The 24,378-nt window shown below is 60.8% G+C and carries 21 protein-coding genes; 8 read left to right on the forward strand and 13 right to left on the reverse strand.

The annotated features are described in order from the left end of the window. Window positions 1-87: 87 nt before the first annotated feature. Window positions 88-795 carry a PEP-CTERM sorting domain-containing protein gene (locus tag RMR13_RS00620; RefSeq protein WP_310598702.1) on the forward strand — a complete coding sequence of 236 codons (708 nt, stop codon included), beginning with the start codon at window positions 88-90 and terminating at the stop codon, window positions 793-795. 1,371 nt (window positions 796-2,166) lie between these two features. Here RMR13_RS00620 and RMR13_RS00625 read toward each other — a convergent pair. From RMR13_RS00625 to RMR13_RS00635, 3 genes are all read right to left on the reverse strand, one after another. Continuing rightward, window positions 2,167-2,961: a PEP-CTERM sorting domain-containing protein gene (locus tag RMR13_RS00625; protein ID WP_310598703.1), complete on the reverse strand. Its 795-nt coding sequence runs from the start codon at window positions 2,959-2,961 to the stop codon at window positions 2,167-2,169. Window positions 2,962-3,520: 559 nt separating this feature from the next. After that, window positions 3,521-3,928, reverse strand: coding sequence for a PGPGW domain-containing protein (locus RMR13_RS00630; protein WP_310598704.1), 408 nt, complete (start codon window positions 3,926-3,928; stop codon window positions 3,521-3,523). Beyond that, window positions 3,925-4,521: a nitroreductase family protein gene (locus RMR13_RS00635; protein ID WP_310598705.1), complete on the reverse strand. Its 597-nt coding sequence runs from the start codon at window positions 4,519-4,521 to the stop codon at window positions 3,925-3,927. Before RMR13_RS00635 ends, RMR13_RS00630 begins: the two co-directional genes overlap by 4 nt. 191 nt (window positions 4,522-4,712) lie before the next feature. Between RMR13_RS00635 and cdaA the strand changes: the two genes are divergently transcribed. The 3 genes from cdaA (at window position 4,713) to glmM (ending at window position 7,867) form a co-directional block, all read left to right on the forward strand. Then, entirely contained in the window at window positions 4,713-5,525 is an 813-nt protein-coding gene (gene cdaA / locus RMR13_RS00640; RefSeq protein ID WP_310598706.1) for a diadenylate cyclase CdaA, read from the forward strand. Then, window positions 5,509-6,444 (forward strand): CdaR family protein, encoded by a 936-nt coding sequence (locus RMR13_RS00645; protein ID WP_310598707.1) that lies wholly within the window; start codon window positions 5,509-5,511, stop codon window positions 6,442-6,444. Before cdaA ends, RMR13_RS00645 begins: the two co-directional genes overlap by 17 nt. Before the next feature lie 70 nt (window positions 6,445-6,514). Beyond that, complete coding sequence (gene glmM, locus RMR13_RS00650; protein WP_310598708.1) at window positions 6,515-7,867, forward strand: phosphoglucosamine mutase; 1,353 nt, start codon at window positions 6,515-6,517, stop codon at window positions 7,865-7,867. Window positions 7,868-7,954: 87 nt separating this feature from the next. Here glmM and RMR13_RS00655 read toward each other — a convergent pair whose 3' ends face one another. Together RMR13_RS00655 and RMR13_RS00660 are read right to left on the reverse strand one after the other, a co-directional pair. After that, window positions 7,955-9,139, reverse strand: coding sequence for a pyridoxal phosphate-dependent aminotransferase (locus RMR13_RS00655; protein WP_310598709.1), 1,185 nt, complete (start codon window positions 9,137-9,139; stop codon window positions 7,955-7,957). A gap of 95 nt (window positions 9,140-9,234) precedes the next feature. Continuing rightward, window positions 9,235-10,077, reverse strand: a complete 843-nt coding sequence (locus RMR13_RS00660; RefSeq protein ID WP_310598749.1) for a DnaJ domain-containing protein — start codon at window positions 10,075-10,077, stop codon at window positions 9,235-9,237. A 499-nt stretch (window positions 10,078-10,576) separates the two neighbouring features. Between RMR13_RS00660 and RMR13_RS00665 the strand changes: the two genes are divergently transcribed. Then, complete coding sequence (locus tag RMR13_RS00665) at window positions 10,577-11,017, forward strand: EamA family transporter (protein WP_310598710.1); 441 nt, start codon at window positions 10,577-10,579, stop codon at window positions 11,015-11,017. Window positions 11,018-11,224: 207 nt separating this feature from the next. On the opposite strand, the gene RMR13_RS00670 is transcribed toward RMR13_RS00665, so the two are convergent. Genes RMR13_RS00670 through RMR13_RS00685 form a run of 4 tightly spaced genes read right to left on the reverse strand, consistent with a single transcriptional unit; the run spans window position 11,225 to window position 16,057 of the window. Further along, a complete protein-coding gene (locus RMR13_RS00670; protein WP_310598711.1) occupies window positions 11,225-11,665 on the reverse strand; it encodes a universal stress protein in 441 nt (146 codons plus the stop codon). 34 nt (window positions 11,666-11,699) lie between these two features. Further along, on the reverse strand, window positions 11,700-13,265 hold the full coding sequence (locus tag RMR13_RS00675; protein ID WP_310598712.1) for a DHA2 family efflux MFS transporter permease subunit: 1,566 nt from the start codon (window positions 13,263-13,265) through the stop codon (window positions 11,700-11,702). Between the two features lie 31 nt (window positions 13,266-13,296). Next, the gene (locus RMR13_RS00680; protein ID WP_310598713.1) at window positions 13,297-14,835 is read right to left on the reverse strand and encodes an efflux transporter outer membrane subunit; all 1,539 of its coding nucleotides are present in this window, start codon (window positions 14,833-14,835) and stop codon (window positions 13,297-13,299) included. Then, window positions 14,816-16,057, reverse strand: a complete 1,242-nt coding sequence (locus RMR13_RS00685; RefSeq protein WP_310598714.1) for an HlyD family secretion protein — start codon at window positions 16,055-16,057, stop codon at window positions 14,816-14,818. Before RMR13_RS00685 ends, RMR13_RS00680 begins: the two co-directional genes overlap by 20 nt. Before the next feature lie 183 nt (window positions 16,058-16,240). Between RMR13_RS00685 and RMR13_RS00690 the strand changes: the two genes are divergently transcribed. Beyond that, window positions 16,241-17,779, forward strand: a complete 1,539-nt coding sequence (locus tag RMR13_RS00690; protein WP_310598715.1) for a sigma 54-interacting transcriptional regulator — start codon at window positions 16,241-16,243, stop codon at window positions 17,777-17,779. 101 nt (window positions 17,780-17,880) lie between these two features. Here the strand turns inward: RMR13_RS00690 and ftsY are convergent, their stop codons facing one another. From ftsY to RMR13_RS00710, 4 genes are all read right to left on the reverse strand, one after another. Continuing rightward, complete coding sequence (gene ftsY, locus RMR13_RS00695; protein WP_310598716.1) at window positions 17,881-19,509, reverse strand: signal recognition particle-docking protein FtsY; 1,629 nt, start codon at window positions 19,507-19,509, stop codon at window positions 17,881-17,883. Further along, window positions 19,509-21,887, reverse strand: coding sequence for an endopeptidase La (gene lon / locus RMR13_RS00700; RefSeq protein ID WP_310598717.1), 2,379 nt, complete (start codon window positions 21,885-21,887; stop codon window positions 19,509-19,511). Before lon ends, ftsY begins: the two co-directional genes overlap by 1 nt. A gap of 1 nt (window position 21,888) precedes the next feature. Then, window positions 21,889-22,332: an Hsp20/alpha crystallin family protein gene (locus tag RMR13_RS00705; protein WP_310598718.1), complete on the reverse strand. Its 444-nt coding sequence runs from the start codon at window positions 22,330-22,332 to the stop codon at window positions 21,889-21,891. Between the two features lie 224 nt (window positions 22,333-22,556). Next, the gene (locus RMR13_RS00710; protein WP_310598719.1) at window positions 22,557-22,694 is read right to left on the reverse strand and encodes a hypothetical protein; all 138 of its coding nucleotides are present in this window, start codon (window positions 22,692-22,694) and stop codon (window positions 22,557-22,559) included. Here RMR13_RS00710 and RMR13_RS00715 point away from each other — a divergent pair. Next, a complete protein-coding gene (locus RMR13_RS00715) occupies window positions 22,693-23,634 on the forward strand; it encodes an Mrp/NBP35 family ATP-binding protein (protein ID WP_310598720.1) in 942 nt (313 codons plus the stop codon). The genes RMR13_RS00710 and RMR13_RS00715 overlap by 2 nt on opposite strands. A gap of 84 nt (window positions 23,635-23,718) precedes the next feature. Next, window positions 23,719-24,351 carry an MBL fold metallo-hydrolase gene (locus RMR13_RS00720; RefSeq protein ID WP_310598721.1) on the forward strand — a complete coding sequence of 211 codons (633 nt, stop codon included), beginning with the start codon at window positions 23,719-23,721 and terminating at the stop codon, window positions 24,349-24,351. The last annotated feature ends 27 nt before the right edge of the window (window positions 24,352-24,378 follow it).

Below are 24,378 nucleotides of genomic sequence, written 5' to 3' on the forward strand. Positions count from 1 at the left end.
CAAACTGGCACGAATGATGAATAAAGTTGGCAACGAAAAAAATGTTCCTTGTCTTGATCAAATACATCACACCCATAGGAGGGAAACATGAAGAAGCAATTGTTGAAGAGTGCGTTGATCGCAGTGGCAGGGCTTGGGTTGTTGGCAGGTACTGCTCAGGCAACCTTGCAAGACACGTTGAATGGCATCACTGTCGGAGGCCCAAGTAGCGTCAATGCTACCACAGACATGATGAGCGATACCAATGATTCTTATTGGAATATCACGGCATCGGGTGGGTCATTTGCGACTATGGTTCTCAATATAGCGGGATTGGGCACTGGAAGTACTTTTGGTATTTACGACTCCAGCAATAAAAATAATTTTGTTGAATTGTTTTCCGGATCGCAAACATCTGCCGGACAACACGCAACCGTAAGTATTTTAGACGATGGTACTGTTGTGAGAAATTTGTTCGACCAAGCAGGAACCTTTACAGGCGGAACATTTGGTTACTACATCAACTTTAACGGTATAACATACTATTCCGATAGCACCTTGAATCAAGGTGGCATTGATCATATGTATGCTTTCCGTGGCACAGGAGATACGGTACAAATTGGTGACTGGAAACCTGGTCCATGGACAAACAATGAATATGTTCTCGCCTTTGAGAATGGCAGCGATTTTGATTTTAACGACCTGGTCGTAATGGTCGAATCCGTTGACCCCGTTCCCGAACCAACCACCATGCTGCTCTTCGGAGTTGGCCTGCTCGGTCTGGCTGGCGCAGCTCGCCGCAAAAGCTCCAACTGAGCTATACACCAAAAGTAGGTATTGCTTGAACAAAGCCCGGCAGGATTCCTGCCGGGCTTTGTTTTTATAGGTATTCAAACCCGTTACCACTTCTTCCTGACTGACAACCAAGTCGTCCCTGATAATAATCTGCCGTGCTCTTCCGCAACTGCGGAAAAATTACCGTCTCTCCAAGTTGCGATGGCGAAAAACCCGCTACCCTGAACGCGATGCAGCTCGATCCGCCTTGCCAGGTCTGCGAGCCTCGTCTCGCGGACTTTCACCTGCCCATCGGCAGCCGATTTCTTTTCGCCGGGCCTGCCAATTCGGAGGAACAGCCATAGCTGACAGCATCTCCGCCCCTGTTGCTGAATGCCCGAATACAAGCGACTTGCTATACAGCTTTCTCCACGAGCAAGGCTTCATTTACCGGGTCAACGCGGAGGCATCCATCAGATCGCGATGACGTCATTAACCATTTCCCCCCACCTACATCTTTCACCACCTCCCTCATATCAACAGAAGCAAGGATGCGACACATTCGACAGTCAAATGTCATCGGACCGCAGGCCGGTCTCACAACGCTCTCGACAGTTGGTTACTTCGGCTGATCATTTCATGGCGTTTTATTCCCGATGCCGCCGCAAGCCACAACTGCTACCGACATAAAGTCGCATCGCCGATACCGGCTGCAACAACCCACCTTGCTCTTGCCCGCACCAGCGCAGTCGGACAAAATCCGTAGTAATGCGGACGCGGTATTCGAACCTCTCAATGCGCCACTTTACGACGTCATTGTCATAGGCATTGCGCTTCTTCACAATTTTCCAGTTGCCATTATCCTTACTTTATGCGGTACTTCAGGAAAATCTGATTACCAGCACCTCAATCAAGCTCGTTTACACAGCGATCGGCGGTGTTCCTGACGCTCCGGAAAGCCGTTGAGCAAACGAGATCTCTCACTACGTTCGAAATGACCATGCGGCCAGCGTTATCCGTGTCCCGAACGCCCTTTGTTGGTCGTTTCAACAAACGCGGCGAGGAAAATTCTCAAGAAATTTCAGTAGAATACCATCCAGGATGCAATCGGCAGAATTTGAGTGGCAATCAATCAGGAAAATGACGAAGACCTTTTTATGGCATGCTCAAAACCTCTCAAGCTGCCAGCCCACGCCAGGCCAGACGGCATTCTGTCCAAATTTCATGCGACTATGCGAGTCCTGCTCTCTGCGTTCGTCGGAATGACCAACAGACGTCAATCGCGGTCAAGTTGTTTGCGGCCAGACAGTATGAACGGAATCGGGCTTAGCCCGAACTTTGAACAAAAAAAAGGAGCAAGCGGCGCGCTTGCTCCTGGAAGGAGGAAAAAAGATAGGGAGAATGTTTGGAAGCTTACTTTGCGGCCTGTCGCCTGCGGGCGGCACCGGCCAAACCGAGCAGGCCGGTACCGAAAAGCAGCATGGTCGCCGGTTCGGGAACCGGGTCGACCTGGGCAACGCCCTTGACCGCATCGTTACCGCAGGACATGGTCCAATGCGTTCCCAGGGTCAAGCCCTTGCTTGCCCAATCGACACCAAGGAGCGCGGCAAGATCAAGTTCGACGATGGTCCAATAGGAAGTCTGCAAACCGGAAATGGCGTCGACAACGGTGTCGACATACTGCCCGCTGCCGTTGCTGATTCCCTGCAGCACCCCGGCGATCACGGAACCTTCGGTAACGAGATAGGGGCCGGACTCTCCATAGGTCGGACTGCTGGATTTGCTGACTTGCTTGAATGCCTCGTCGCCGCTGTTCGTGCCCCTACCGCCATTGGTCTGGAAATCGACCGCATATTCATAGGTGGTGGGCGAATTGTCGAAGGAAAGATACAGATCACCGGAATAATACCACGAGCCGTCATATTTTTGCTGGCCGTCAATGAGATTGAAGCCGGTCTGCAGCCCGACGAAAAGGCTGTTGCCCTGAATCTTATACAAGAAATATTCGGCATCGAAGGGCTGGCCGCCATAGCCGGGATACACCTGGCCGTTTCCGGGAACATAATCTTCCGGATGGCCGTTGTTCCCCGTTTGCACGGTCATGTCGCTCCAGCTTGCATCGAACACGGAGAGCCTGTCCGCCAAAGCCGTATTGCTGACCCCAACCATCATCGCGGCAACCGCCATTCCCATCAGTACCTTTTTCATTGTGTCCTCCTTGAGTTCAAGCCATTAGCGACAGGTGTTCATCCCATGCAACCCGTACCGACAAGGCTGCTCTGTGGCGCCGTTTGCAGTATGGGTGCTTCTCAATTCATTGCTTCCGGGAAATGCACACGCCATGCCAAGTTGGACATAAAAAAATACATCAGATAATCAGTAAGTTAAAAAATAGGGTCAAAAAATTTCGTTCTTTTCTCCGCCTTTCACCTTTTCGCTAACACAGAAAAACGGAAAAGACCGGAAACACCGTCGAGATACCACGACAGTTACATCGACATCCCGACACCTTGCCGGCAACAACAAAAATAACTTTACAATATTTCAATTAATAACAGATAGATACCGTCATCACCCCGCAATACGGCGACCTCGCTCCTTTATGGCGGAAAAAAGTATCCGCAAACCAACCGCAGGCTTTTTTTCATATTTTCGGATAAAAAATGCCCATTTTCCGTTTTCAAGAAAAAAACGAAAAATGGGCAAGCACAAGGCGGTTTTCAGGTTATCAACAAACCAAACCCGCCTTTTTCGTATCGCGATGTGTTCAGTCGTCCCGGTTTCGAAAAACGAATTCCTCCTTTCCCTGCTTCCGCCGCACCCAGTTCAGGGCGGTTTGGATGCTGTCATAACCGATCAACCGATCAAGAAGGCGGCGCTTGCCGGGGACGTCCATCATGCAGATGGCGACCAGCATGGTGAGCAGCCCCTGCCCGGGCAGAAACAGCATGGCGATACCGGCCACCAGCAGACACAAGCCGATGCCGTTGCGCGCCAGCCAAATCGCCACCGCCAGGGCCGGGTGTCGTCGATGACGGTCGTTGACCCGGTGCCAGTGGGTGACGAAGTAATCGGGCTGCATCCGGCCGATCAGCCAGGGCACGGCGACCAGACTGCCGACAAAGGTGACCAAGGAGAACAAACCGAGCAGCTGCAGCATGGCGGTGTGGCTCATTTCGGCATCGGAGGGCAGACCAGCACCTCCGTCAACGATCGTTTGGGCACGTGATGCACTCCCAGCGCGTCGTGCCAATAGCGGATGTCTCCATCCGGCCCCACCTCTTCCACCACCACGGTCTCGGCCGGATAGCCAAGCGCCAGCACCAGCAGCACCTTGAAGCGCTGCTCCAGTTCGAGCAGGCGATGAACCTTGTCCGCGGAAAAGGCGCCGATGCGACAGCCGAACACTCCGTGCGTCGCGGCACCGAGCAGAAGATTCTGGGTGGCGATGCCCAGGTCGAAATGGGCCTCGCTCTCCGGCCCCCGGGCCAAGCCGGTGTCGAGCAGGCAGACGATATAGGCCGCCGGACGTTCCCCCGGACCGGGACCGGGCCAGTCGGACAGATATCCGGCCCAGCCGAGCAGGGGGAAGAGCCGGGTTCGCTGCGTTTCTTCGGTGACGATCATGTATTTCAGCGGCTGGGCGTTCCGCGCTGAACCGCCGAGCCGGGCAAGATCGACCCAGGCGCGCAGAAGCGTCGTCTCGACCGGCTTTTGTTCCACAAAACGGCGCACGGTCCGTGTCCGGCGCACCAATTCCTCGATCATGATGGCTCCTTGGTTTTTGCTCGACCTCCGGGCCTAGGCATCGCGGACTCGCCCCATCGCGGATCGCCAGCCGCCCCATGCGTTTCAATGCATTTCGCCGGGGCCGAAAACGACTTTCCCCTGTTCAAGCGACAGCGGGCATGCTACAAATAGCTACCTGTTCTTCTTCATTGTTTTCCACGTTACCAGGCATGCTCGACGCGATCCATTCCATCCGATTGCGGGATATCCTCGATATCCTCATCGTCGCCTACGTCATCTACCGGACCATGCTGCTCATCCGCGGCACCAGGGCCGTGCAGATGCTGGTCGGCATCGCCCTCATTATTATCATCTATGTCCTGGCGGGCAAGTTCCAACTGCAGACGCTGCATTGGCTGCTCAAGACCTTCCTCGGCTCGATCCTGCTGGTGCTCGTCATCCTTTTCCAAACCGATATCCGCCGCGCCCTCACCCAGATGGGCAAGACGCCGTTTCTGCACAAGGCCAGCGACGCGGCCGAGAAGGATATCGAGGAAATCGTCCGTGCCGCCGCCTACATGGCCAAACGGCGGATCGGCGCGCTGATGGTTATCGAGCGCGACACCGGCCTGCGCGACCTGGTCGCCACCGGCCACCGCCTCGACGCCCGCCTGCGGCACGAGCTGCTGGTGGCCATCTTTCTTCCCGCCTCCCCCATGCACGACGGCGGGGTGGTCATCCACAAGGGCCGCATCCATTCCTCCGGCTGCCTGCTGCCGTTGTCGCAGAACCAACGCATAGACAAACGCTACGGAACCCGCCACCGCGCCGCCCTCGGCCTGTCCGAGGAGACCGACGCCATCGTCATCGTGGTTTCCGAGGAGACTCAGGAAATCTCCCTGGTCCAGCACGGACGGATCACCCCGTTCCACGACGACAAATCGCTGACCGCCACCCTCAAGGAACTGCTGGTTCCGAGCGCCGCCACCGGCGGCTGGCTCTCCTGGCTGACTCAATTGCGAGCCCATGACAAGAAAGCCTGATTTCTCGTTCATCACCAAGCACTGGTTGCTCAAGCTGCTGTCCCTGCTCATCAGCGCCAGTCTCTGGTATTTTGTCGTCGCCGAGGACCGCCTGGACCTGGCCGTGACCATTCCGCTTGAACTTCGCAATCTTCCGTCCAACTTGGTTGTCGGCAATCAGTACAAGAAAGACATCGAGGTGGTGGTCAGCGGTCCGAGGCGGCTGATCCAGGAGATGCGGCAGCAGAACATTTCCCGGCCGGTCGACCTGAGCAAGGCCGAGCCCGGTCCCCTGGTGGTGAAAAACGACGAGGACTCCATCCCCCTGCCGAACGGGATCGCGGTGCAACGGGTGCAGCCGGCCAACATCACCCTGCTGATTGACCGGCTGGTCCGCAAGGATTTCCCCATCATTCCGGTGACCAAGGGCAAGCCGGCTGCCGGTTTCGTCCTGGAAAGCCTGACTCTCAAGCCGCCGCAAATCACCGTGAGCGGACCCCAGGCCGCGCTGGAAAAGGAAAGCGTGCTGAAGACTTCGGTGATCAATCTGGACGGGCTCGACAGCTCCGGCACCTTTCAGGCCCATCTCAACCTCAGCGAAGCCCTGCTCAACCTGATCGGCGAAACCGTGATCGAAGCCAACGTCACCCTCAAGGAGACCATGCTGAAAAAAACCGTGCGCGGCATCTTGATCGACGGCAAGGACATCGGCAGTGCCGCGAAATTCTCGCCAACCACGGTTACGGTCGAGGCTGAGATTCCGGAGCAGATCGTCCAGATCACCCCGGAATTGTCGGTCTTGTTCCGGGCCTCGGCCGGGCCGCCCGCGGATAAGGGCGGCGGCGAGGCCCCGGTCCAGGTTCGCGGCGTCAGTCTTCCGGGCCACAGCCCCATTGTCATCCGCACCGTCACCCCGAGCAAGGTGCGGCTGCAGCCCTGACCGTGGCCCCATTTCCCTTGATCTTTCCCCAGGAGTGCATTTTTTCTCCCAACCCCAACAGGATCGACCCATGAAAAAACTTTTCGGAACCGACGGCGTGCGCGGCGTGGCCAATATTTATCCCATGACCTCGGAGATCGCCATGCAGATCGGCCGGGCCATCGCCTTCATCGTCAAGAACCAGGTCAAGGGCAACACCATTGTCATCGGCAAGGACACGCGGCTTTCCGGCTACATGATCGAAAACGCCCTGGCCGCGGGCATCTGCTCCATGGGGGTCAACGTGCAGGTGGTCGGCCCCCTGCCCACCCCGGGCATCGCCTTCATCACCACCTCGATGCGGGCCGACGCCGGAGTGGTGATCTCGGCCTCGCACAACCCCTTCCAGGACAACGGCATCAAGATCTTTTCCGCCGACGGCTTCAAATTGCCCGACGAGCTGGAGGCCGACATCGAGGACCTGATCTTCTCGCAGAAAATGGCCGCGCTCCGGCCGGTGGCCGACGAGGTCGGCAAGGCCTCGCGGATCGAGGACGCCGCCGGCCGCTATATCGTCTACCTGAAGAATACCTTCCCCAGGGACTACGTGCTCGACGACTTCCACATCGTCCTCGACTGCGCCCACGGCGCCACCTACAAGGTCGCGCCCCACGTCTTCTCCGAGCTGGGCGCCAAGGTGACCGCCATCGGCATCGACCCGGACGGCAAGAACATCAACCACGAGTGCGGGGCCCTGCATCCGGAACTGATGGCCGCCAAGGTCAAGCAACTGGGGGCCGACATCGGCCTGGCCCTGGATGGCGACGGCGACCGGCTGATCGTCTGCGACGAGCACGGCAACATCGTCGACGGCGACCACATCATGGCCATCTGCGCCAGCGAGTTGATGCACCGCCGCAAGCTGAAGAAAAAGACCCTGGTCGCCACAGTGATGAGCAACATGGGCCTGGAGCAGGCCATGCACGCCATGGGCGGCCTGATGGTCCGCACCCAGGTGGGCGACCGCTACGTGGTCGAGGCCATGCGGGCCAAGGGCTACAACTTCGGGGGCGAGCAATCGGGGCACCTGGTCTTCCTCGACCACAACACCACCGGTGACGGCACCCTGGCGGCCCTGCAGCTGCTGGCGATCATGATCAAGAGAAACAAGCCCCTGTCCGAGCTGGCCACGATCATGTCCACCTTCCCCCAGGTGCTGAAAAACGTGCGCATGGCCTCGAGAATTCCGCCGGAACTCATCCCCGGCTTTTCCGAGGCCCTGGCCAAGGCGGAAGGACAACTGGGCGAACGCGGCCGCGTCCTGGTCCGCGCCTCGGGCACCGAACCGGTGATCCGGGTGATGACCGAGGGCGAGGACGAACAGGAGATCACCGCCATCGCCCACGACCTGTGCGAGGTCATCCGCAAGGCGGACCGAGGATAGCGAACCAAGGTGGAAGGGCAAACAAAAAGGCCGTCTTCTTCGCGAAGACGGCCTTTTTGTTTGTTGTTGAGAGATGGTTGCGGGCGCCTATTTCCTGGCCAGCGCCATCGCCTTCTTGAAACCCGCGGCCGAGCCGGCGATCACCTTCTCGTCGACGCAGAACGACAGGCGGATGTAGCCGGGCAGGCCGAAGCCGCGGCCCGGCACCGCCAGGATCTTCTGCTCGGTCAGCAGGCGGCAGAATTCGACATCGTCGATCGGCGATTGGGGAAAAAGATAAAAGGCACCCTTGGGGCGGACATAGCTCATGCCCGCCTCGTCCAGCACCTTGCAGAACACATCCAGTCGCCGGGCATAGACCGAACTGTCCGCCGACACGTCCTGCAGCTGCGCCACGGCCCGCTGCATCAGGGCCGGGGCATTGACGAAACCGAGGATGCGGTTGGCCAGGGTCAGGGCTCCGACCACCTCCGCCTTGCCAGCCATGTCGGGATGAACGGCAAGATAGCCGATGCGCTCGCCGGGCAGGGCCAACTCCTTTGAGTACGAAGAGGCGATGATGGCGTTGGTGGTAGTGGGCATCAACGGCGGCACCTGGTGGCCGTCGAAGACGATGTTGCGGTAGGGCTCGTCGGACACCAGAAAGATGGTCGTGCCCAACCGCTTGCCCGCCGCGTCGAGCATCTGGCCGAGCTGGCCGAGCGAGGCCGCCGAATAGATCTGGCCGGTGGGGTTGTTGGGCGAGTTAATCAGCACCACCTTGGTTTTGGCGGTCAACGCCGCCTCGATCGCCGCCAGGTCGAGGTTGAATTCCTTGTCGGTGGGCACGACCTTGGCCACGCCGCCGTGATTGTCGATATAGAATTTATATTCGACGAAAAAGGGCGAGAGGATGATCACCTCGTCGCCGGGATCGAGCAAGGCCTTGAAGATCACGTTCAAGCCGCCGGCGGCGCCGCAGGTCATGAGGATGTCGCCCTCGCCCAGCTTGACGCCCTGCTCGACCCCGAGCCGCTTGGCCAGGGCTTCGCGGACAAAGGGATAGCCCGCGTTGGGCATGTAGCCATGCACGCCCGGCTGTTCGTTGGCGGCCAGTTCGCGGAGCACGGTATAGAATTTGACCGGCGGCGGCACATCGGGGTTGCCGATACTGAAATCGAACACCTTGTCGGCACCGAACTCGGCCTTCATCCGGGCCCCTTCCTCAAACATCTTCCGAATCCAGGAGGATTGCTCCGCAAACGCCTGCATCTTCTTGGCCACACCGCTCATTGCTTGCCCTCACTTGTTGGGGTTGGTGAAACGTGACTCCGTGACGCCTCGCGAAAAGCCGCGGCGCCAGGCCGCGTCTCCCGCTCTTCGCCCGGCTATCTGCCGTTGGCGAACTTCTTCTCGAAATAGCCGTACGCCACGTTGATTTCCTTCATTTTCTCCTCGGCCACCTTCTTGAACTCCTCGCCCAGATGGCCGACCTTGTCCGGGTGGTACTGCATGGACAATTTCCGGTAGGCTTTCTTGATCTCGGCGAAATCGGCTCCGGGTTCCAGGCCGAGCACCGCGTAGTACTGCTCCTCCAGCTGGCCGGCGCTGGCGGCCTCCTGCCGCTGGCGGTACATGTACTTGGCCTCGATGGTCCGCTGGTCGTACACCGAAATCTGCAGAACCTGGGCGACCTCGCGGGCCAGCCGCAATTCGTCGGCCGGCGGCGGCTGCTTGGTATGGATGATCTGATAGATGAGCTCCAGGAGGATCAGTCGGGGTTCATAGGCGAATCCGTTGCGGAACTCCTCCAGCAGTTGGCCCAGGTCGGTGGGATTGTCCCGCGCCTCCTTGACCAGTTGCTTGACCCAGTACATCTGCTCCTGGTTGTAACGGAGATGGTACTGGAAAAAATTGAGGATGGCGTTCAACTCCGGCCGGGTGAAATGGCCGTCGACCTGGGCGATCTTGACCAGGATGTTGACCAACAAAAACACGAAACGGTTGTGGCTTTCGGTCTGCGAGGCCTCGTAGCTGGCGACTTTCCGCCGCATGTAATAGGTAAAGCCCCAAAACGCGGCGAACAGCACCAGCACCCCGGCCAGGCCGGAATACAGCAAAAAGCCGAACAGGTTGAGCAGGGCGGGGGCGCCGCCGGTGACCAGGGCCACCATGACGAGAATGAGCAGACAACCGCCACAGCCCGGTTGATTCTGTTGTCGGTAGTACACCAAATCGGATTTCCTTCAGCGTTGAGCGAATTGAAAAAGTAGGGGGTCGCGCCGCCGCTCCGGTAAGGCCGGCCGTGGCGGATTTCATTGCGGAGGCCTCGGCACTCCTTGGGCGGCACAGCGAGGCTTGCCAGCCCGGGCCGCCTGGACGCATGCGGCACAGCGACAGGTGGCTCCGTCGAACAGCCTCGGATTTTCACCCAGTTGACTCGGCCGGTCGCATGCCGGCCGGTTCCGGGCCCTGTCCCGCACCACAATCAGACAATTTTCACGCTCTGTCAATTACCATGGCATCAAATTGCTGTGCAAATTAAAAAAACAGCAACAAAAACGAACTTTGCCAACCCAGGGCCGCTTGCGGTACAGTTGCCGGCGGGCGGGTCTTGCCGCCTTGGCAATCTACGCCGGGAGGCAGGAAGAAAAACGCCGCCGCCCTTCCCGGCCGGCTCGGCACTCGGGGCCAAACCGGTACAACTTCATGTTTTTATAGGTAAAGACCATGCACCACCTGCTGCCGATCGTGTATGCGGCCATTGCCGCGATAGGCAACGCCATGTTTGCCCTGGGCCAGAAAAAATCCGCGGACTGCGAAAACGGCCTGCTGTTTGTCGGCCTGTCCGCCCTGATCGCCGCCCTCCTGGCCTTTCTTTTCGCCCCTCTGGTAGGCGCCGTCGATCTTGGCCAGGCGGTCAAGGGCCACGGCCAATCGATCGTGCTGTCTGGATGCGGACTGTTCCTGACCTATCTCGGCTTCAACATCCTGTATGCACGCTACGGCGCCTCGCAGTATGTGCTGTACGCGGTGCTCTCGATCATCACCACCACCATCGTGGTCGGGGTGCTCTTTCTCAAGGAGCCGGTCAATATCTACCACAAACTGGCAATCGTCGTCTCCCTGGCCGCGGTCATCCTGTTTTCAATCGGCCAGGCAAAAATATAGGGCATGCCCCTATCCGGCAAGATACCGGAGACGGAAAAAAACGGATACCAAGGCGAGGGGCGGCGCGGGCGATTGCGACCGCCGAGGCGGCCAGGCCCACGCCGAAGAAAATAGCGAGGAGAGGCGGGATTGGGGATGAACGGACCGTTGCCGCCGGCCGATCCGTTGGCCTGGCGGCAATGCCGGAATCGGCCCGGAATGTTTCGGTCAGACCGGCTTGCCGTCCCTGACGATCATGACACTGCACGGCGACTTGTCGATCAAGCCCTTTGCCGCCGAACTTTCCAGCAGCCGCCGCAGCCCGGTGACGTGGCGGTGTCCCATGATGACCAGATCGGCATCGAGCCGTTGGGCCAGAATTGCAATCTGTTCGATGACCGGACCTTCCAAAAAATGACATTGCGAGGCGATACCCATGGCCGAGAGTTCCCGCTGGGCCTCTGCAAGCGGCTTTTTGCTTTCCGTGGCCAGCGTTTCGAAAATCTCGGGGCTCGGTTCGGGCACCTTGGTCTCCCACATCTGGTCGATGTCATAGACGGAAACCAGGTGGAGATTGGCGGAGAAGCGACGCGTTATCTCCGCCGCGTGCAGCAGGACGCCGCCCCTTTGGTCGGAGGCGTCAACGGCAACGAGAATCGTGTCGAACATGGGCAATCACCTTGTTTGCTGGTGCACAGTGGGTTCAGCGGGCCTGCCTGAGCTGGCCCGGCCGCCGTTTCGCCCGCATGTACCAAGTGGGAAAGAGCGCGATGAAAAAGATCACCGCCACGAACAGGAAACTCTCGCGGAAGCCCATGACACTGGCCTGGGCCGCAATCATGTGCGACAAAAAGCGGTGAGCCTCGGTAACAGCGATAGAACCGGCCACCCCGGCCCGGTCGAGCGCGGTGACCAGCTGATGAAACAGGGCGGAGGCGACATGGCCCCCTGTTTGCATCGCATTGATTTCGTGCGCATAAATGGTTGTTTCCCGTTCCAGGTAGACCGAGAGGATATCGACCCCGATCGCGCCGCCCAGCTGGCGGACGAAATTGATCGCCCCGGCTCCGTGGCTGAGCAGGTGCGAATCCAGCACTCTGAGGGCGCCGCTGTTGAGGGACGGCAGAATGAATCCCAGGCCGATGCGGCCGACCACGACGTAGTAGGCAAAAGTCCAGAACTCGGTATCGGTGTCGACATGGCTCATCAGGTAGTTGGAAACCGAGAACAGGGCCATGCCGAAAAAAATCAGGACATGCGGGGGCAACCTGTCGCTGAGCCGGCCAGCCAGGGGAAAGACCAAGGCCAGGACGATGCCGGCGGGCATCAGGAGCAGCCCCGACTCGGTCGGGGAGTAGCCCTGGACCGTCTGGACAAAAAGCGGCACCAGATAGGTGGAGCCGTACAGGCCCATGCCGAGGATGAAGGCCACGACAAAGGCGGCAACAAAACGCGGGTTATGATACACGTCAAGCGCCAGCAGCGGGGTCTGCGCGCGCCGCTCCTGGGCCACGAACGCGCACATGCTGAATGCGGCCAGGCAGAACGAGCCCCTGACGAAGATCGAGTCCCAACCCATGCGCTGCCCATTGGACAGGCCGGCGAGAAAGGAGGCGATGCCCACCGACAGCAGGATGAAGCCCAGCCAGTCGAAGGCAGGCCGCTTGCTTTCCCGAACCGTGGCCAGGAAGGCCGCTGCCAGGATCAGCCCCACGGCGCAAAACGGCAGGCCGAGAAAGAAAACGTCGCGCCACGAATAGTTGTCGATCAGTATGCCGCCGACCGTGGGGCCGAGCGCCGGGGCCAGGACCACTCCCATGCCGTAGAGCCCCATGGCCGAGCCGCGCCGGTCGGCCGGAAAGGCCTGAAACATGGCCACCATGCCGAGGGGTTGCGCCAGTCCGGCGGCAGCGCCTTGGATGATCCGAGCCACCACCAGCACAGTGTCGTTGGGGCTGAAGGCCCCCATCAGCGAACCAAGGGCAAAGGCGATGAGCGCCATGCTATAGGTGCTCCTACTCCCGAACGATTTGACCGCCCAGGAGGCCACCAGCATGGCCGCGGTCATCGAGGCCAGAAACGCCGTGGACAGCCATTGGGCCTGGTCCTGGCCCATGCCGAACTCGCCCATGATGTCGGGCATCGCCACGTTGACAATGGTGGCCGAGGCGATCATCGCCATCAATCCCACCAAAACCGTCGCGGAAACGTACCACTTGTACGCGGCGCCGTAACGGGCGGACAGTTCTTCGGTCGTCACCTGGTTCACATTCCACCTCGACAACTTGCCAACAAGCGCCTCACCATCCGCCGCCCAGCGACCTGAACAGGCGGACCGCGGCCCGGGCGGCGTCGGTCCGGGCGCGGGGCAATTCCCCTTCGGCGACCAGCAGTTGCCGGTCGGCATCCAGCACGTCGGTCAGGGCGATCATCCCGGACTTGTAGGCCTGCTGCGAATCCTCGCGGACCCGTTTCAGGGCGTCGATCTGCCGGCTCACGTCCTGGCTGTAGACTTCGTACTGCACCAGGTCGGCGCAGGCGTTCTCGACATCCTCGGCTGCGCGCAGGACAACCTGCCGGTAATGGAGGAGCGCCTCGCGGGTCGCGGCGTCTGCCTGTTCGACTTCGGCGTCGATCCGGCCGAAATCGAACAGCCGCCAGCGCAGCCCGACGATGGCGGCCGGCTGGAAGGTGGCGCTCTTGAACATATGGCTGGCTGTGAGGGCCTCGTACCCCAGGACGCCGGCCAGGGACATTTCCGGATAGTAGCCGGCCAGCGCGGCACCGATCCGGGCATTGGCCGCGGCCAGGTTGCGCTCGGCGGCCATGACATCCGGCCGTCGCCGCAGAAAATCGGAAAATTGCGTGGTGATGCGCGGGACCGGCGGAACGGCCGCGGCCGTGTTCAGCTCGGCGGCATAGGTTCCCGGCTGCGCGCCCAAGAGCACATCGAGGCGATTGAGCTGCGCCTCCAGATCAATCCGCAACAGCGGCACGATGCCCTGGGCATGGGCCAGCAGGGCCTCACCCTGGGCCACTTCCCGGTCGGTGGCCATGCCGTGGGCCCGTTGCTCCTTGAGCATTGCCAGCAAATCGGTATCGGTGTCGATCCGGGCCTGGGCCACCCGCAACTGCTCCTGATCGCCGCGAATCCGGAAATAGGTATCGGCGACCTCCGCCGCGATCGAGATCCGCACCCCGGCATGCATGGCCTCGGCCGCACCGGCCATGGCCAGGGCCGCTTCTTCCCGGCGCTTGAGTCCGCCGAACAGATCGGTTTCCCAGGAGGCGCTGAGGCCGGCATCGTACAACTCGAAGTTGCGGTTGAAATCCGGCATCGTCCGGGCAATGGCCCCGATCGGGTTTTCAAGCGACATGCGCTCGTAGGTGGCCTGGGCATCGGCATCAAGTGCGGGCAGCAGCTTCGCGCCCGCCCCCTTGGCAACGGCCCGCGCCTGGGCGACCCGCTCCAGCGAGGCCTGGATGTCCAGGTTTTGCCGCAGCGCACGCTCGACCATCCGGGTCAGCTGGGGATCCTGAAACCCTGCCCACCACCGATCGAGCTGGATCTCACCTTGGGTACCCGGGCGGGATGCCACGGCCCCGGCATTGTGCAGCGGCGCCAGTTTCGCTTCGGGCTTGACGTAATCGGGCCCCACCGTGCACCCGGCCAGGGCTGCCACGCACCCCAGCAGGAACGCGGCCCGCGCAACCTTGGCCATGCTGCCGCTCATCCGTAAGGCCGCACCTTGCCGGCATTGCCGTCCTTCCGGGCCGAACTTGCGCACCAGGGCGGGCCCGCGCTCGGGATGCGCCTGATCAATGCTGAGCCGTTTCAATGTCCACCTCGACCATCATGCCCGGACGCAGGGGGTTGTCATCCGGTTGTTCGACCGCAATCCGCACCGGCACCCGTTGGGTGATCTTGGTGAAATTGCCGGAAGGATTGGGACTTGGCAGCAGGGCGAATTCGCCGGTGGCCGCGTTGCCGATCCGTTCGATGCGGCCGGTGAATCGGCGATCCGGATAGGCGTCGACACTGACGTCGACCACCTGGCCCGGCCGCAGGCGGCTGAGCTTGGTTTCCTTGATGTCCGCCTCGATCCAAACCTGTTTGGGGTCGTGGACAATGAACAGCCGCTGGCCCGGAAGGACATATTCCCCCGGTTGCACAAACTTCTGGTCCACGATGCCCTTGATCGGGCTGCGCACCCGCCGGTCGGCCACGTTGATTTCCTGCTTGCGGATCTGGGCGTTCACCTGGACCGCCTCCTGGGCAAGGGTATCCAATTCCTTATGCAACACTTCGATATCGCCTAGTTTTACCTGGGCATCGGCCAGGGCGGAGGAGGCCGACAAGGCCTCGGCCTCGGCCTGCCGCAGCTGGGTCTGCCGCTGTTCCCACACTTCCCTCGAAACCATCCGGCCGAGCAGTTCCTCGGCCCGCTGGAATTCGCGCCGGGCCTGTTCCAGCTTCGAAGCCGCCGCTTTCTGGTTGGCTTGGGCGGCGGTCACCGCGTCGTGGGCCGTGGTTTTTATCATCCGATACTGGATGGCAATCCGTTCCTGGCGCAGGCGAATCGCTTCGGCCTTGGCCCGTAATTCGGCCAGCTTGAGTTCGGCTTCCCGCTGGTCGATCACGATCATCTCCTGGCCTTGCGCCACGGTCTCGCCGTCGGTGACCGGACGCTCGACAATCCATCCGTCGACCCGGCTGCTGACGATAACCATGTCCGCCTTCACCCGGGCATCGTTCTCGGTCACATGCCCCAGGCGCCCAATCCCCCACCACCCGAAAGCCACCAGGCCGAGGAGTGCGGCGCCGACCACGGCGAATTTGCCGAAGTGGCGCACTGCGGAAAGCAAACGGCCAAGCCGCAGTTTTTTTTTCCCCCCGGCAGCCGGCGGCGGCCCGGGAGATGGAGACGAGGCAATAGCATCGAGATCGTTGGGTGTCATGGTCTGAGTCTGCTTGCGCGGCTGGTTGGACGAGAGTTGGTCGAGCCCGTGGACGGCGGTGCCGTACACTGTAACAGTAGTCTTGGTTTTTACTCCAAGCAATGGCGCAAGCGATAATCATGCCACTTCTTGTTCACACAGAATATCAACCAATTACCAACAAAAGGATATCAAATGGCAATATACTGATGTTTCACCATCAACATATTGTTATTCTCAACGAAATGTGCAATATGTTGCCATTGAGATTGACCACATCGCCCACGGGCGGGAGAGCGGACTGGCATGGACGGCAAGGACGATTTTTTTCGGGAAGTGACCATCAGGATTTGCAGCAGCCTCGACATCAAGACAGCCTTCAGAAAATCCTTTGACTATCTGAAACTGTATTTCCCTTTGGACATCTTGAGCCTGACCATTTTCGATCCGGACATGACCGCCATCAGGCGGGTGGCGCACGTCACCGCCCATGACACGGTAACGCCGGACGAACTCGTGCCCCTGCCCAAGAAAGTATGGAAAGACATCCAGAAATTGAGGCCGAAAGTCCCGACCATCATCGATGCCAACACCAGCGAATATTATCGGCTGCTCGCTCCCTATGTTCAATTGGAGGGCAATTCCCGGATGTCGCTGCCCCTGCTGCTGGACGAAAAACTGCTGGGTTCGCTCTCGCTCTGCGCCTTCGGCGAGGGGAGATACCATGCAAAGCACCTCGACCTGTTGGCCACCGTCTCGGTTCCTTTCGCCATTTCGCTCGCCAATACCCTGTCCTACGAAAAGGTCGTCAGATACAAGGACCGGCTGATCGACGACAACTACTTCCTCCACCGGGAAATCGCCAAAAAAGCCAGCGGCGACATCATCGGCGCGGACGGCGGCCTGAAAAACGTCTTCGAGATGGTCAAGCACGTGGCCCCTTTGAGCAGCACGGTCCTGCTGCTGGGGGAAACCGGGACCGGCAAGGAGATCATCGCCAACGCCATTTACCACGCCTCGCCCCGCCAGAACGGGCCGTTCATCAAAGTGAACTGCGGGGCCATTCCGGAGAACCTGATCGACAGCGAACTCTTTGGTCATGAAAAGGGCGCCTTCACCGGCGCCTTCGGGGAAAAACGGGGCCGGTTCGAACGCGCGGACGGCGGCACGATTTTTCTGGATGAGATCGGCGAGTTACCGCATCAGGCCCAAGTGCGCCTTTTGCGGGTTTTGCAAAGCCATGAAATCGAGCGCATCGGCGGCACCAGATCGATTCCGGTCAACATCCGGGTGATTGCCGCCACCCATCGCAACCTGGAAAACATGGTCGCCGACAAGAAATTCCGCGAGGATCTCTGGTTCAGGTTGAACATCTTCCCCATCATCATCCCGCCGCTGCGCCAGAGAAGAGGGGATATATCGCAGCTGATCCACTATTTCATCCGGCAAAAGACTCTGGAACTGGGCCTGGACGCCCCCCGGCAAATCGCCCCCGGCGCCATGGACCGTCTGGTGGCGTACGACTGGCCCGGCAATGTGCGCGAGCTACAGAACCTGGTGGAACGCGAGTTGATCCTGCATCGGGAGGGGGGGCTGCTGTTCAACGGCGTGCAGCCGACGGAAGATTCGAGGGCGGCAATCGGCGGCCACAAGACCGCCGGCCGGCAATTGCCGCTCCGGCTCGACGAGGTGATCGCCTGGCACCTGCGCACGGTCCTCGATCTGACCAACGGCCGGGTCAATGGCCCGAACGGCGCGGCCGAACTGCTCGGGATGCATCCCAGCACCCTGCGGTGGCGATTGGATAAGCTCGGCATCCCGCATGGCCGGCAAGGCCGGCAATAGCCGCAGGCGGTGGTGCCAAGCGTGGCTGGAGCGACAGGGCAGCCCGGTGAGGGGGAAGGAGATCGGCGGATCAGGGGAACGGGCGGATGGCGCCCGTCCCTTTAATCCGTCTGGCTGGCAAACAACGCCTCGACAAACTCGTTGGCATCGAAATCGCGCAGGTCGTCGATCTGCTCGCCAATGCCGATGAACCGCACCGGAATCTTGAGTTCCCGGCAGACATTGGCGACAATGCCGCCCTTGGCGGTGCCGTCGAGCTTGGTCAGGGCCAGGCCGCTGATGCCCACGGCCTGGTGGAAAAGCTTGGCTTGGGCAATGCCGTTCTGGCCGGTGGTGGCATCGAGCACCAGCATGATCTCGTGGGGGGCGCCGGACATCTTCTTGCCGATGACCCGCTTGATTTTTTTCAACTCTTCCATCAGGTTGACGCTGGTGTGCAACCGGCCGGCCGTATCGATGATGATCACCTCGTGCCCATGGGCAACCCCGTAGGTCAAACCGTCGAAGACCACCGAGGACGGATCGGCGCCCGGATGCTGCGCCACGACCTCGACCCCGACCCGTTCGCCCCAGATCTTGAGCTGGTTGATGGCGGCGGCGCGGAAGGTGTCGCCGGCCACCAGGAGCACCGACTGCCCGGAGCGGACGAATTTGGCGGCGAGCTTGCCGATGGTGGTGGTCTTGCCCACCCCGTTGACCCCCACCACCATGATCACGAACGGTCCATCTTCCGGCATCACCAATTCGGCCGGCTGTTCCGAAGCCTCGATATAGGCGAAAATCTGGTCGCGGATGATGGCTTTCAGGGCCTGGGGGTCGCTTAACTGGTCCCGCTTGATCCTCTTGCGGGCCGCCTCCAGCAACTCCATGGTGGTGGCCACGCCGAGATCGGCGGTGATCAGGATCTCCTCCAACTGGTCGAACAGGTCCTGGTCGATTTCCTTCTTGCCCAGGAAAAGCCGGTCCAGGCGATAGGCCAGGGCGTCTCTGGTCTTGCCCAGCCGTTCCTGCAAACGCTGGAACAGGGATTTGGCGGCCGGTTTCTCCTGGGTACGGCCGGCCGTCGGCACCATGGCCGGCTCGGCCTCCGGTTCCGCGTCCGATTCGACGGACGGTTCAAGGGCCAGTTCAGCCTCGGCTTGCTCCGGTTCTGGCAAGATCGCTTCGCCGGCGGACGGTAGTTCCGCCTCATCCGTCGTTTCTGCTTCCTCAACCGTCTCCGCAGGCGGTTCGCCGACGGCTTCGACGGTTGCTTCAACCACGGTTTCGATGGTAGCTTCGGCCGCGTTCGGTAGGGAGCCGGTTTCCTCTTCTTGCGCTTCTTCGGAAACAGTGGGGAGCTCGATCGCCTGCTCCGCCTCGACCGGTTCAGGAGCCGGAGGTTCCAATACTGCCGACTTGGCCGATTCCTCCGGTGGTTCTTCCGATTCGAGGATCGGCTCTTCCGCCGGTGCGACAAGTGCCGGTTCAAGCGGTTCGGAAGCCTCTTCCTCCGCCTCCGCCGCAGGCGGTTCCATCGCCACCGGCAACGGTTCTTCGCCGGCAGCCGGTTCGGCCGGCGCTACCTCCTCGGCCAAGACGGGCGGCGCCGGTTCGAGCTCGACGGCCGCCTCCGGTCCGGCAACGGCAATTTCCTCCTCGACCGGCGGTCGGATGCCTTGTTCGGGGGCTGTGGTCTCGACCGTCTCGGTCTGTTGCTTGCCGAATTTCTTCTTGAACCAACCCAGCATCAGCTTTGTGCCTCGCTTTTCTCCATGGCGATTTCCAGCACCTCGCGGATGGTATGGGGATAGTGAAATACGACACCTTGCCGGATATCCTCGGGAATTTCCAGAACATCCTTTTCATTGAGCGCCGGCAGGATCAGTTCCCTGATCCCAGCCCGCAACGCCGCCAGCACCTTCTCGCCGATACCGCCCACCGGCAGGACATCGCCGCGCAAGGTGATCTCGCCGGTCATGGCCACATCCTGCCGCACCGGCCGGCCCAGAATCACCGAAACCAGCGACGACACCATGGCCACCCCGGCCGAAGGACCGTCCTTGGGGATGGCCCCCTCCGGCACATGCACGTGCAGGTCGATCCCGGCGAACAGCTCTTCCTCCACGCCCAGGTCCGTGGCATGGGCCTTGATGTAGGTCAACGCCGCCGTGGCCGATTCCCTCATCACCTCGCCCAGCTTGCCGGTCAGGGTCAGGCCGCCCCTGCCCTTCATCTTCGAGGTCTCGATGAACAGAATCTGGCCGCCCACCGGCGTCCAGGCCAGGCCGGTGGCCAAGCCGGGACCCCAGCTGCGAGCCTTCATCTCGGGATAGAAGCGTTGCGGCCCGAGGAAGTCGTACAATTTCTCGGGGGTGATCACCGTTTTCTCGGTGCGGCCCCGGGCGATTTCGGCGGCCGTTCCCCGGCAGATGGCGGCGATCTCCCGCTCCAAGTTGCGAACCCCGGCCTCGCGGGTGTAGGAGGCGATCAAGGCCCGGACGGTCTCCGCCGGCATCTCCAGGTCGTCGGCGGTCAGGGCGTGGGCCTCCAACTGCTTGGGCAGGAGATGGCGGGTGGCGATGGCCACCTTTTCTTCCTGGGTGTAGCCGGACAGCTCGACCACTTCCATCCGGTCGCGCAAGGGCCCGGGAATGGTGTCGAGCACGTTGGCGGTGGCGATGAACATCACCTTGGACAGGTCGAATTCGATGTCGAGGTAGTGGTCGGTAAAGGTCGAATTCTGCTCCGGGTCGAGCACCTCGAGCAGGGCCGAGGAGGGATCGCCCCGGAAATCGTTGCCCAGCTTGTCGATCTCGTCGAGCAGGAAAACCGGGTTGTTGGAGCCGGCCCGCTTCAGGCTTTCGATGATCCGGCCGGGCAAGGCGCCGATATAGGTGCGGCGGTGGCCGCGGACCTCGGCTTCGTCGCGGACGCCGCCCAGGGCGATGCGCACGAACTTGCGGTTCATGGTCCGGGCGATGGACTGGCCGAGCGAGGTCTTGCCCACGCCGGGCGGGCCGACCAGGCAGAGGATCGGGCCGTGGATGTCTTCCTTGAGCTTGCGCACCGCCAGGAACTCGAGGATGCGTTTCTTGATCTTCTTCAGGCCGTAATGATCGTGTTCCAGGTCGGCCTCGGCCGTGGCCAGGTCGAGGGTGTCGACGGTGGAATCGGTCCAGGGCAGATCGAGGATCCAGTCGATGTAATTGCGGGCAACCGTGTACTCGGGCGACGAGGGCGGAATGCGCTCCAGCCGGGTCAACTCCTTGTCGACCACGGTCCGGGCCTGGGGGGTGAGCCCCTTTTCCGCCACCTTTTCCTTCAGTTCCTTGACCTCGACCTTGTCGTCGTCGCCTTCGCCCAGTTCCTTGCGGATGGCCTGCAGCTGCTGGCGGAGGAAGAACTCGCGCTGGCGCTCATCCATGTCCTTTTTCATCGAGGCCTGCAACTGGTTGCTCATCTCCACGGTTTCCAGCCGCTTGGCTAGTTCCCTGGCCACCCGGTGCAGCAGATCGTGCAGCGGGGTCATCTCCAGGATTTCCTGCTCTTTTTCGAGCTTGAGATTCAACTGCGAGCTGACTAGGTAGGCCACGTAGAAGGGATTGGTCAGGCTGTTGATGGTGGCCACCAGCTCCTGGGGCAGTTCGGTGGCGCCGACCAGCTTGGTGAATTGGGCCCGGATGTTGAAAAGCAGGGCCTCGATTTTCTTGTCCTCCACCACCTCCATCGGCACCTCGACCACCTTGGCCCGCATGTAGGCGTCGGATTCGACAAACTCGCTGATGGCGAACTTCTTGGTCCCGCTCACCAGGATCTGGTAATGCCCTTCCGGGGCCTTGTTCAGCTTGTGCAGATAGCCGACCACCCCGACCTTGTAGAGGTCGTCGGGACCGAGGGCGTCGTCGTCGGCCACCTGTTCGCGGCGGCTGGGCACCAGGCCCATCATGCGGTCGCCTAGGAGCACGTCGTCGATCAGTTGTTTCGAAGCCTCGCTGGAAACCTGCAGCGGGAATCCCATGCCGGGGTAGAACACAAACCCGTGCAGCGGCAGGACCGGCAAGATTTCGGGGACGACTAGCTCGGCTGGATCCATCTTCTTCTGAGGGGGCTGTTGTTCGTTTTCCATGTTATTCTCCTGGCGTTATCCGAATCTGCACCTTGCCTTTCCTGATCCGCTTCGGCAGACTGACCATGAGAATGCCGTTGGCATAGGTCGACTCGATCCCTTCGACTTCGACCGGCGACGGCAGATTCAAGGTGCGCTGGAAGGCCCCCAGCTCGATTTCCAATTGATGGATGCAGGCGATCGACGGTTGCGGCGGCAATTGCCGCAGGCCGCTGACCGTCAGCCGCTTGCCGTCCACGGTCACCCGTAGGCTGTCGCCCACCACGCCCGCCAGTTCGGCATAGACAAAGACATGGGTTTCCGACTCGTAGATATCCACCGCCGGCTGCCAGCCCTCGGCCTCCATCGGTATCATCCGGGACAGCGACATGGAACGCAGGATGCGGCCCGTCTGCTGCTGCATCTGCTCCAGTTCCTCCAAAAGTTTCCTGCTGAACGGATCCATCGGGTCCCCCTTGCGCCTTTCTCCGCGACATCAGTGATTTGCCCGCAGCGAACCTGCTTTCGCGCGGGTATCGGTGCATCGGTCATCCAGGCCGGTCGCAGGCCGGCCAAGTCATGCGATACAAATAAACACTATAACTTTTCCGGCAATCCCAAAGCAACAAAAACACAGGGTAAATCAGGGCGGTGACCAGGGCCCAGCCGCTTTGTTTTTTTCTTTGCTTTTCAAATGTCCGGCATTAGTGTATAGGCCCACACTACGACGAGTTCGCACCCCGCGCCATCTCCGGATTTTTCCGGCAGCACTGCGCGGGTTTCATTCTTTTTCCGGAATTTTTTCATTTTTTTGTTGGAGGCAATCATGAGCAGTTCTTGTGGAAGTTCCTGCGGGAGCGATCAAAAAGGCGGTTGCGGTTCAAAGGATGCCCAACTGGCCCAGCAGGAAATCGCCATCACCAAGTCCCTGGGGAAAATCAAGAACAAAATCCTGGTGATGAGCGGCAAGGGCGGGGTCGGCAAATCGACCGTGGCGGTCAACCTGGCCCTGTGCCTGGCCAAGAAAGGCCACAAGGTCGGCCTAATGGATGTGGATCTCCACGGCCCGGACGTCTGCCGCATGCTCAACCTCACCGGCACCCTGACGGCGCCCGAGAATCCCGACGACCTCATCCCGCCCCTGACCTTCAACGACAACCTCAAGGTGGTCAGCCTGGAATACATGATGAAAAACCGCGACGACGCCATCATCTGGCGCGGCCCGCTCAAGATCCAGGCCATCCGCCAGTTCGTCGCCGACATGGATTGGGGCGAGCTCGACTACCTGATCGTCGACGCCCCTCCCGGCACCGGCGACGAGCCCCTGTCCGTGGCCCAGACCATGCCCGGCGTCCACGCCGTGGTGGTCACCACTCCGCAGGCCGTGGCCCTGGCCGATGTCCGCAAGTCGATCAACTTCTGCAAGACGGTCGCCATGCCCATCGTCGGGGTGGTCGAGAACATGTCCGGCTTCATTTGCCCCCACTGCGGCGAGACCGTGGACATTTTCAGCAAGGGCGGCGGCGAGCAGACCGCCCGCGATTTCGACCTGCCCTTCCTCGGCCGGGTGCCCATGGACCCGCGTGTGGTCATGGCCGGCGATTCCGGCACCCCCTATCTTTCCTCGGACGAGGACAGCCCGGCGATCAAGGCCTTCGACACGGTGGTCACCGCCATCGAGCAACGGCTGCCGCCCGGCCCGGTCACCGTCAACCCCTTTGCCGCGCCGGGCTGCGCCTGCGGACCCAGCGGCTGCGGCAGCAAATAGCTTGGGCGGCGTTGAGGTTGGAGGCAGGTCGACTCCAACCCCAACGCCTCTTCCAACCCGCCAACCACCAACAGGATCGTGGCCATGCTTGTCAAACAATTCACTGTCGGCATGATGGGTGTCTGCTGTTACGTCGTCTCCTGCGAACAGACCAAGGAGGCCGCGATTATCGATCCGGGCGGCGATGAGGACCGCGTTCTCGACTACTGCCGCGAAAAAGACCTTAAAGTCACCTATATCGTCAACACCCACGGCCATCCGGACCATGTCTGCGGCAATGCCCGCATCCAGGAGGCCACCGGCGCCAAGATCGTCATGCACGCCGAGGACGTGAGCTATTTCAGCGACCCGCGAATCAAGGGCTTCTTTTCCTCCCTCGGCCTGCCCGAATCGCCGCCGATCGACGTGATCGTCAAGGATGGCGCCAAGATCGCCATTGGCAAGGAGCACCTGCAGGTGATCCACACCCCCGGCCACACTCCCGGCGGCATTTGCCTGTACAGCCCGCCCCACTGCTTCACCGGCGATACCCTCTTTGTCGGTGCGATCGGCCGCACCGATTTCCCGGGCGGTTCCATGCGCCAAATGATCGACGCCATCAAGTCGCGGCTGATGACCCTGCCGCCCGACACCCTGGTCTGGCCCGGACACGGGTACGGTGGCTCGCAGTCCACGATCGCCCGCGAGGCGAAGACCAACCCCTACCTCGAACTCTAAGACTCCCGCGGCCGCAGGCCTTCTGCC

It is taken from the genome of Desulfobulbus sp. (genome assembly GCF_031547805.1).
Lineage (GTDB): Bacteria > Desulfobacterota > Desulfobulbia > Desulfobulbales > Desulfobulbaceae > Desulfobulbus.